Below are 6,214 nucleotides of genomic sequence, written 5' to 3' on the forward strand. Positions count from 1 at the left end.
CTCCCGCTCCGAAGGGCGCCGAGCTGGACCTGCGCTACCAGAAGTTCGACCCCATCGGCACCGGGCCGCTGGGCACCGTCTTCAAGGGGCGCGTCACCGCGCTGGGCCTGGACATCTGCCTGAAGGAGCTGAAGGACATCTTCGGCTACTTCTCCTTCCTGCAGCGGGGCGAGGTGCTCAAGCGCCTGAAGAAGGAGCTGTGCGCCCAGGCGCAGGTGCGTCACCCGGGCGTGGTCCAGGTGGTGGACCAGAACGTGGACGCCGCCCGGCCGTACTTCGTGCTGGAGCTGATGCAGGGCAGCCTGCGTGAGCGGCTGGACGCGGGCGGTGGCAACGGCGTGCCGGTGTCCTTCGCGCTGCGCGCCTTCCTGCAGCTGGCCTACGGCCTGCGGGCCGCGCACGCCGCGGGCCTCACGCACCACAACATCAAGCCGGAGAACGTCCTCTTCGACACGTACGGCAACGCGAAGCTGGCCGACTTCGGGCTGGGCCGCGTGGTGGAGGTGGACGCCACCAAGGGCATGCCCCAGGTCTTCGTGGGCACGGGCGGCATGGCCTATATGGCGCCGGAGCTGATGAACCGGGGTGGCAAGGAGCCGGGCGTCTCCGCGGACGTCTACGCGCTGGGCATCCTGCTCTACGAGATGCTCACCGGGCAGATTCCGGGCCGCCGCTCGCCGCTGCCCTCCGAGGTCAACCCGGAGGCCCCCAGCGGGTTGGATCAGCTCTTCGACAAGGCCACCCAGGACAAGCGCGAGCAGCGCTACCCGGACGTGGACGCCATGTTGGAGGACTTCTACAAGGCGTACCCGGACAAGGAGTTCCTCTCCAAGGGCGACCTCGTCATCTCCTCGGATACGCCGAAGGAGTGACGGACAGGCGGCCGGGCCCTGGGCGCACTCGGGGCTCGCCGCGCACGTTGGGGGCTGCCACACTCCGTGGCGCCATGACTCCGCCCCCGTCCGAAAGCGTGCTCATCACCGTCACCGGGAAGGACCATCCCGGCGTCGTCTCGCGCCTCACCGGTCTGCTGGCGGAAGCCGGCGCCGAGCTGCTCGACGTGGAGCAGGTGGTGGTGCAGGGGCGCCTCACGCTCTGCCTGCTGGTGCGGCTGTCCCCGGCGAGCGGCACCCTGGAGACGCTGCTGTCCGCCGCGAAGACGCTGGGCGTGACGCTCGACTTCCAGGCGGTGGACGCCCCCGCCGCGTCCCCGGCCGAGGCCGCTTCCTCGCGCCACGTCGTCACCGCCGTGGGCCGCGCCCTGGGCGCGCGGGAGCTCCATTCGCTGACGCAGGTGCTGGCGGGGCACGGCGCCAACGTGGAGCGAATCACGCGCCTCAGCGAGCCGCACCTGGGCTCGGTGGACCTCCACATCCGCCTGCCGCCGGGCCAGCCGCCCGACGCGCTCAAGCACGCGCTGCTGGAGCTGTCCATGCAGTCGGGTGGATTCGACGTGGCGCTGCAGCGTGAGAGCCTGTTCCGGCGTGGCAAGCGGATGGTCGTCATGGACATGGACTCCACGCTCATCCGCATCGAGGTCATCGACGAGCTGGCGCGCGCGCATGGCGTGGGCGAGCAGGTGTCGCGCATCACCGAGCGCGCCATGCACGGGGAGATGGACTACGACGAGTCGCTGCGTCAGCGCGTGGCGTTGCTGCGGGGCCTGGACGCGTCCGTGGTCCACCAGCTCGCGGCGAACCTGCCGCTGACGGAGGGCGCGGAGACGCTGGTGCGCGTGCTCAAGCGGCTGGGCTACCGCACCGCCGTCATCAGCGGCGGCTTCTCCGTGGCGGCCGAGGCGCTGAAGGCGCGGCTGGGCATCGACTTCGCGTACTCCAACGAGCTGGAGATTCAGGACGGGAAGCTCACCGGACGCACCGTGGGCCGCATCGTCAACGCGCAGCGCAAGGCGGAGCTGTTGGAGTCGCTGGCGCGGGCGGAGGGCATCCTGCTGGACCAGGTGGTCGCCGTGGGAGACGGCGCCAACGACTTGCTGATGCTGGAGCGCGCCGGGCTGGGCATCGCCTTCCGGGCGAAGCCCCGGCTGCGCGCCGCGGCCGACACGTCCATCTCCGCGGGCGGCCTGGACAGCATCCTCTACTTGCTGGGACTCACCGGCCGCGAGCTGCTGGAGGTGAGCTGAGGGGCCGGCTGAGGGGCGCCCTACAGCCGCATCCGCGCCGCCAGCTCGCGCTGCTGGAGTTGGTTCTTCTCCAGCAGCAGCTCAAGCAGCGCGCGCAGAATCTTGGAGCTCTTCTCCTGGTTCTGCTGCACCGTCTGCAGCCGCTTCAGGTCCTCGTCCGTCCACTCGTTGGTGGGCGCGCCACCCGCCAGAATCTCGTCGAGGATGTCCGCGGCGCTGGCGCCAGCGCCTGGCTCGGGAGCGCGCTCCGGCGCGCGCGGCGCGGGCGGAGGCGCCGCGGGGGGCGCGGGCGGGGTGATGTCGGCGATGCGCTTCACCACCGTGTTGCCGCTCATGTCGACGACCTTGAGATCGTCCTCATCATCCTGCGCGTCCGAGCTGCTCGGGCGCTTTTCGCCGCCGAAGCGCGTGCTGACGACGGGCTCCTGGCCGCGGTAGTGGCGGAGGATGGCGTGTTCGATTTCACGCTCGCCCGCCACCATGACGACCACGCGGGCGCGGCTCTTCGCCGCCACCTGGTCCAGGGTGCCGAGGTCCGTGGGGTCCGCCATGGCCAGCACCAGCGTCTTGCCGTTGTCCTTGAGCGACACCGGGAAGACGGCCTTCTGCTCGGCGAGGCTCACGTCCACGCGCGAGAGCGCGCCCGCGTCGCGCGTGACGTTGCCCAACTGGATGCGCTGCATTCCCAGGCCCTGGCAGATGGCCTCGGTGATGACGTCGTCGGTGGCCAGCCCCAGGTCCGCGATGATGCGCGACAGCCGTCCGCCCCACTGCTCGTGGGTGGCCAGGGCGCTGCGCAGCTGCAAGTCGTCGATGACGCGTGCCTTGACGAGGATGTCGCCAATGCGATTCCGGGAAGGAGAGGCCATGGCCCGGCATTCTACCGTCTAGATGCGCGGACGCTGCGTCCGTGATGAGGAGGCCCAGCCATGCAGCCCTTCGCGGAAGCCGCCACCCAGCTTTGCCCCTACTGTGGTGAGGAAGTGGAGGTCGCCGTGGACCCCATTGGGGTGTCCTCGGAGACGTACATCGAGGACTGCCCGGTGTGCTGCCGTCCCTGGACGGTGCAGGTGTCCCGCGACGAGGAGCACTTCGCCGTGCACCTGGGCCGCGACGACGACTGAGGCGGCCTGGCGGGCGGGCAGGCGGGCGTGAAACGCGGCGCCGGCGGAAGGCGCCGGGGCGCTGCTTGACACGTTCCGAAGCATGGTTCTCTTGAGTCTTGTGAGGCGGCGCTGGAGCCCCGGTGGGGGGGCACCGCGGCGACCGCGAACCAGCACAACCCAGGCTCATTCATGCCGTGCGTCCGCGAGGACGTCACGAACAGGAGACGACCATGCAGACTCGCAATCCGTTCAACTCCGCCGTCGTGGTGAACCCGCTGATGCGCGATGTCGACGCGCTCTTCCGCGAGCTGACGCAGCCCATGTGGCGCCAGGCCCCGCGTGAGCGCACGCCGGCCGCGGACATCACCGAATCCGAGAGCGGCCTCACCCTCCAGCTGGACATGCCCGGGCTGGACGCGAAGGCCATCCAGGTGACGGTGGAGAAGGACATCCTCACCGTGCAGGCCGAGCGCAAGGCCGAGCCGCGCGCGGAGGGCGTCAACGTGCGCCGCCAGGAACGCGCCTTCGGGACACTCGCCCGCTCCTTCGCGCTGCCGGACACGGTGGACGCAAGCCGGGTGGAGGCCCGCTACGAGCAGGGCGTGCTGACACTGACCTTGCCTCGGCGCGAGGAGTCCAAGCCCCGCGTCATCGAAGTCAAGGTCCAGGGCTGAAGCCGCGGGCGCACACCGCGGGCCTGGGAGGTCACCTGCCTCCCACTGACATCCCTGCCCAGGGCTTCCGCGAGCAAGGCGGAAGCCCTGCCTGTCCTACCGCTTGGCGCTGAGCGCCAGCGGAACGCGGAACAGCTCCAGCACCTGCTGCACGTCCAGCGGCTTCGCCATGCACGCCAGCGCGCCGGCCTGCTTGGACTGCTCCACGACCTCGGGCGTATGCGCGGACGTCATGGTGATGAGCCGCACGCCCTCCATCTGCTTGCGCGCGCGGATGCGGCGGCAGACTTCCAGGCCGTCGATGTCCGGCATGTTGAGGTCGATGATCATGCCGTGTGGCTTCTGCTCGGACACGAGCAGCAGGGCCTCCACGCCGCTCGTCGTCGTCTGCAGCTCCACCTGGGCCGCGAACGGCTTGAACGCGCGCTTGATGGCGTCCAGCACCGGGCGCTCGTCATCCACCGCGAGCAGGCGCACCGTGCCGCTGCCGAGCTCCTCGGGAACCGGCATCTGATGGGTGATGAGGAACGTGCGCAGGTCCGCCGACCGCACGCGGCGGTGGCCACCCGGCGTCCTGAACGCCATCAGGATGCCACGGTCAATCCACTTGCTCACCGTGGACGGATCCACCTGAAGCAAACGACTGATGTCGTGCGTCGTGTAGAGCTGGTCCGTCATCGCCGTACTCCCCTCTTGCTGCATCATTCCGCTGCCCATGGAACTATTCACCTACCTTGAACACGGGTTTTCTTCAACCTCACTGAGTACCGCGCCTATCAGAGCCTCTCATCAGACCCACTGCGTCGTCCCAGCGGCCACTGGCCTTGAGACACAGCTCCACGAGCTCCCGAGCGGCGCCTCGGCCGCCAGGACTCTGGGTAACGAAGTGGGCCTCTCGGCGCACCTCTGGGACCGCATCCGCAGGACAAGCGGAAAGAGCCACCATTGAAAGTGGACCCAGGTCGTTGTGGTCGTCACCCATGTAAGCGCAGGCGTCCAGGGGCACGTCCAGCTGGGTGAGCAGCTCTTTGAGCGCGGCCGACTTGTCACGGCGGCCCTGGAACACGGCCGCGAGGCCCAGCTCCTGCCCGCGCTTCGCCACGATGCCGGAGGTGCGGGCGGTGAGGATGGCGGCGGGCAACCCGGACAGCCGGGCCATGACGAGCGCATGGCCGTCCTTGACGTCGAAGCGCTTCATCAGCTCGCCGTCCTGGCCGTAGTAGAGGCCGCCGTCGGTGAGCACCCCGTCCACGTCGAAGACGAGCAGCCGCACGCGCGCGGCACGGGACGCCAGCTCTTCCGTTCCCAGTCTGGAAAGGGCGTCCGTCACCATGGCTTGCTCGACTCCCTTGTTTGCTGACGCATCAACCCGGCTCGTGTCCCAACACCCGGCGGATGCTCAGCACGTTTCGTACCACGTCTTCAAACATCTGTGGATTCAGCGAACAGGGACCGTCACACAGGGCACGATCCGGATCTTCGTGGACTTCCGTGAACAACGCGTCAATCCCGGCGGCCGCGGCGGAGCGGGCCAGCAGGGACACGAAGCGGCGCTCGCCCGCCGTCTCGCCGTTTCCGGCGCTGGGGAGCTGGACGGAGTGGGTGGCGTCGAAGCACACGGCGAGGCCGGCGTCGCGCATCTGCGCGAGGCCGCGCATGTCCACCACCAGGTTGTTGTAGCCGAAGGTCGAACCGCGCTCGGTGACGAGCACGTTGGGGTTGCCGGCCTCGAAGGCCTTGCGCGCCGAGTGGACGATGTCCTTGGGCGCCACGAACTGCCCCTTCTTCAGATTGACGCCCTTGCCAGTCCGCGCCACGGCTTCCACCAAATCCGTCTGCCGGCACAGGAAGGCCGGTATCTGGATGATATCCACAACTTCCGAGGCTGGCCCGACGTGGCTCGTCTCATGGACGTCCGTGAGAACGGGAACTCCCACTTCATCCCGGATTCTCTTCAGGATTCTCAGGCCTTCCTTGAGACCCGGGCCTCTGAAGGACTTGCCGCTGGTGCGGTTGGCCTTGTCGTAGGAGCACTTGAAGGCGTACGGGACGCCGAGCCGGCCGGTGATGTCCTTCAGGAGGCGGGCATGGCGCAGGGCCATGTCCTCGGACTCGATGCTGTCGGGGCCGGCGATGACGAACAGCTTCTGGCCCTGGCCGACCTTGAAGCCACACAGCTCGATGGGGGTGGGGGTGCTCATGCGGTCACCTGTCCGGCCGCCGCGTTCGCGTCCCGCTGGGCGAGCGCCGCGCGGATGAAGCCGGAGAAGAGGGGGTGGGGGGCGAAGGGC

General features: G+C 69.0%; 8 protein-coding genes. 4 read left to right on the forward strand and 4 right to left on the reverse strand.

Features of this window, described 5'->3' with window-relative positions; translation table 11 throughout:
* Together G4D87_RS31715 and serB are read left to right on the forward strand one after the other, a co-directional pair.
* Window positions 1–872, forward strand: an 872-nt coding sequence (locus G4D87_RS31715; protein WP_163786434.1) for a serine/threonine-protein kinase, incomplete at its 5' end; no start/stop codon positions are given.
* A gap of 74 nt (window positions 873–946) precedes the next feature.
* On the forward strand, window positions 947–2,143 hold the full coding sequence (gene serB, locus G4D87_RS31720) for a phosphoserine phosphatase SerB (RefSeq protein ID WP_163786435.1): 1,197 nt from the start codon (window positions 947–949) through the stop codon (window positions 2,141–2,143).
* Window positions 2,144–2,163: 20 nt separating this feature from the next.
* Here the strand turns inward: serB and G4D87_RS31725 are convergent, their stop codons facing one another.
* Window positions 2,164–3,012 (reverse strand): GspE/PulE/PilB domain-containing protein, encoded by an 849-nt coding sequence (locus G4D87_RS31725; protein WP_163786436.1) that lies wholly within the window; start codon window positions 3,010–3,012, stop codon window positions 2,164–2,166.
* A 60-nt stretch (window positions 3,013–3,072) separates the two neighbouring features.
* Here G4D87_RS31725 and G4D87_RS31730 point away from each other — a divergent pair, with 60 nt between their 5' ends.
* Window positions 3,073–3,267, forward strand: coding sequence for a CPXCG motif-containing cysteine-rich protein (locus tag G4D87_RS31730; RefSeq protein ID WP_163786437.1), 195 nt, complete (start codon window positions 3,073–3,075; stop codon window positions 3,265–3,267).
* Window positions 3,268–3,479: 212 nt separating this feature from the next.
* The gene (locus G4D87_RS31735; RefSeq protein WP_163786438.1) at window positions 3,480–3,923 is read left to right on the forward strand and encodes an Hsp20/alpha crystallin family protein; all 444 of its coding nucleotides are present in this window, start codon (window positions 3,480–3,482) and stop codon (window positions 3,921–3,923) included.
* Between the two features lie 96 nt (window positions 3,924–4,019).
* Here G4D87_RS31735 and G4D87_RS31740 read toward each other — a convergent pair whose 3' ends face one another.
* Genes G4D87_RS31740 through kdsA form a run of 3 tightly spaced genes read right to left on the reverse strand, consistent with a single transcriptional unit; the run spans window position 4,020 to window position 6,124 of the window.
* Complete coding sequence (locus G4D87_RS31740) at window positions 4,020–4,640, reverse strand: response regulator (protein ID WP_141255404.1); 621 nt, start codon at window positions 4,638–4,640, stop codon at window positions 4,020–4,022.
* 40 nt (window positions 4,641–4,680) lie between these two features.
* Window positions 4,681–5,256, reverse strand: a complete 576-nt coding sequence (locus G4D87_RS31745; RefSeq protein ID WP_163786439.1) for a KdsC family phosphatase — start codon at window positions 5,254–5,256, stop codon at window positions 4,681–4,683.
* A 31-nt stretch (window positions 5,257–5,287) separates the two neighbouring features.
* Entirely contained in the window at window positions 5,288–6,124 is an 837-nt protein-coding gene (gene kdsA / locus G4D87_RS31750; RefSeq protein WP_163786440.1) for a 3-deoxy-8-phosphooctulonate synthase, read from the reverse strand.
* Between the last annotated feature and the right edge of the window lie 90 nt (window positions 6,125–6,214).

This window comes from Myxococcus vastator, from assembly GCF_010894475.1.
Lineage (GTDB): Bacteria > Myxococcota > Myxococcia > Myxococcales > Myxococcaceae > Myxococcus > Myxococcus vastator.

Bases quoted from the DNA above. Each gene is read 5' to 3' on its own strand.
- G4D87_RS31745 (WP_163786439.1), bottom strand. From the start codon at position 5,256: ATGGTGACGGACGCCCTTTCCAGACTGGGAACGGAAGAGCTGGCGTCC.
- G4D87_RS31730 (WP_163786437.1), top strand. From the start codon at position 3,073: ATGCAGCCCTTCGCGGAAGCCGCCACCCAGCTTTGCCCCTACTGTGGT.
- kdsA (WP_163786440.1), bottom strand. From the start codon at position 6,124: ATGAGCACCCCCACCCCCATCGAGCTGTGTGGCTTCAAGGTCGGCCAG.
- G4D87_RS31725 (WP_163786436.1), bottom strand. From the start codon at position 3,012: ATGGCCTCTCCTTCCCGGAATCGCATTGGCGACATCCTCGTCAAGGCA.
- G4D87_RS31735 (WP_163786438.1), top strand. From the start codon at position 3,480: ATGCAGACTCGCAATCCGTTCAACTCCGCCGTCGTGGTGAACCCGCTG.
- G4D87_RS31740 (WP_141255404.1), bottom strand. From the start codon at position 4,640: ATGGGCAGCGGAATGATGCAGCAAGAGGGGAGTACGGCGATGACGGAC.
- serB (WP_163786435.1), top strand. From the start codon at position 947: ATGACTCCGCCCCCGTCCGAAAGCGTGCTCATCACCGTCACCGGGAAG.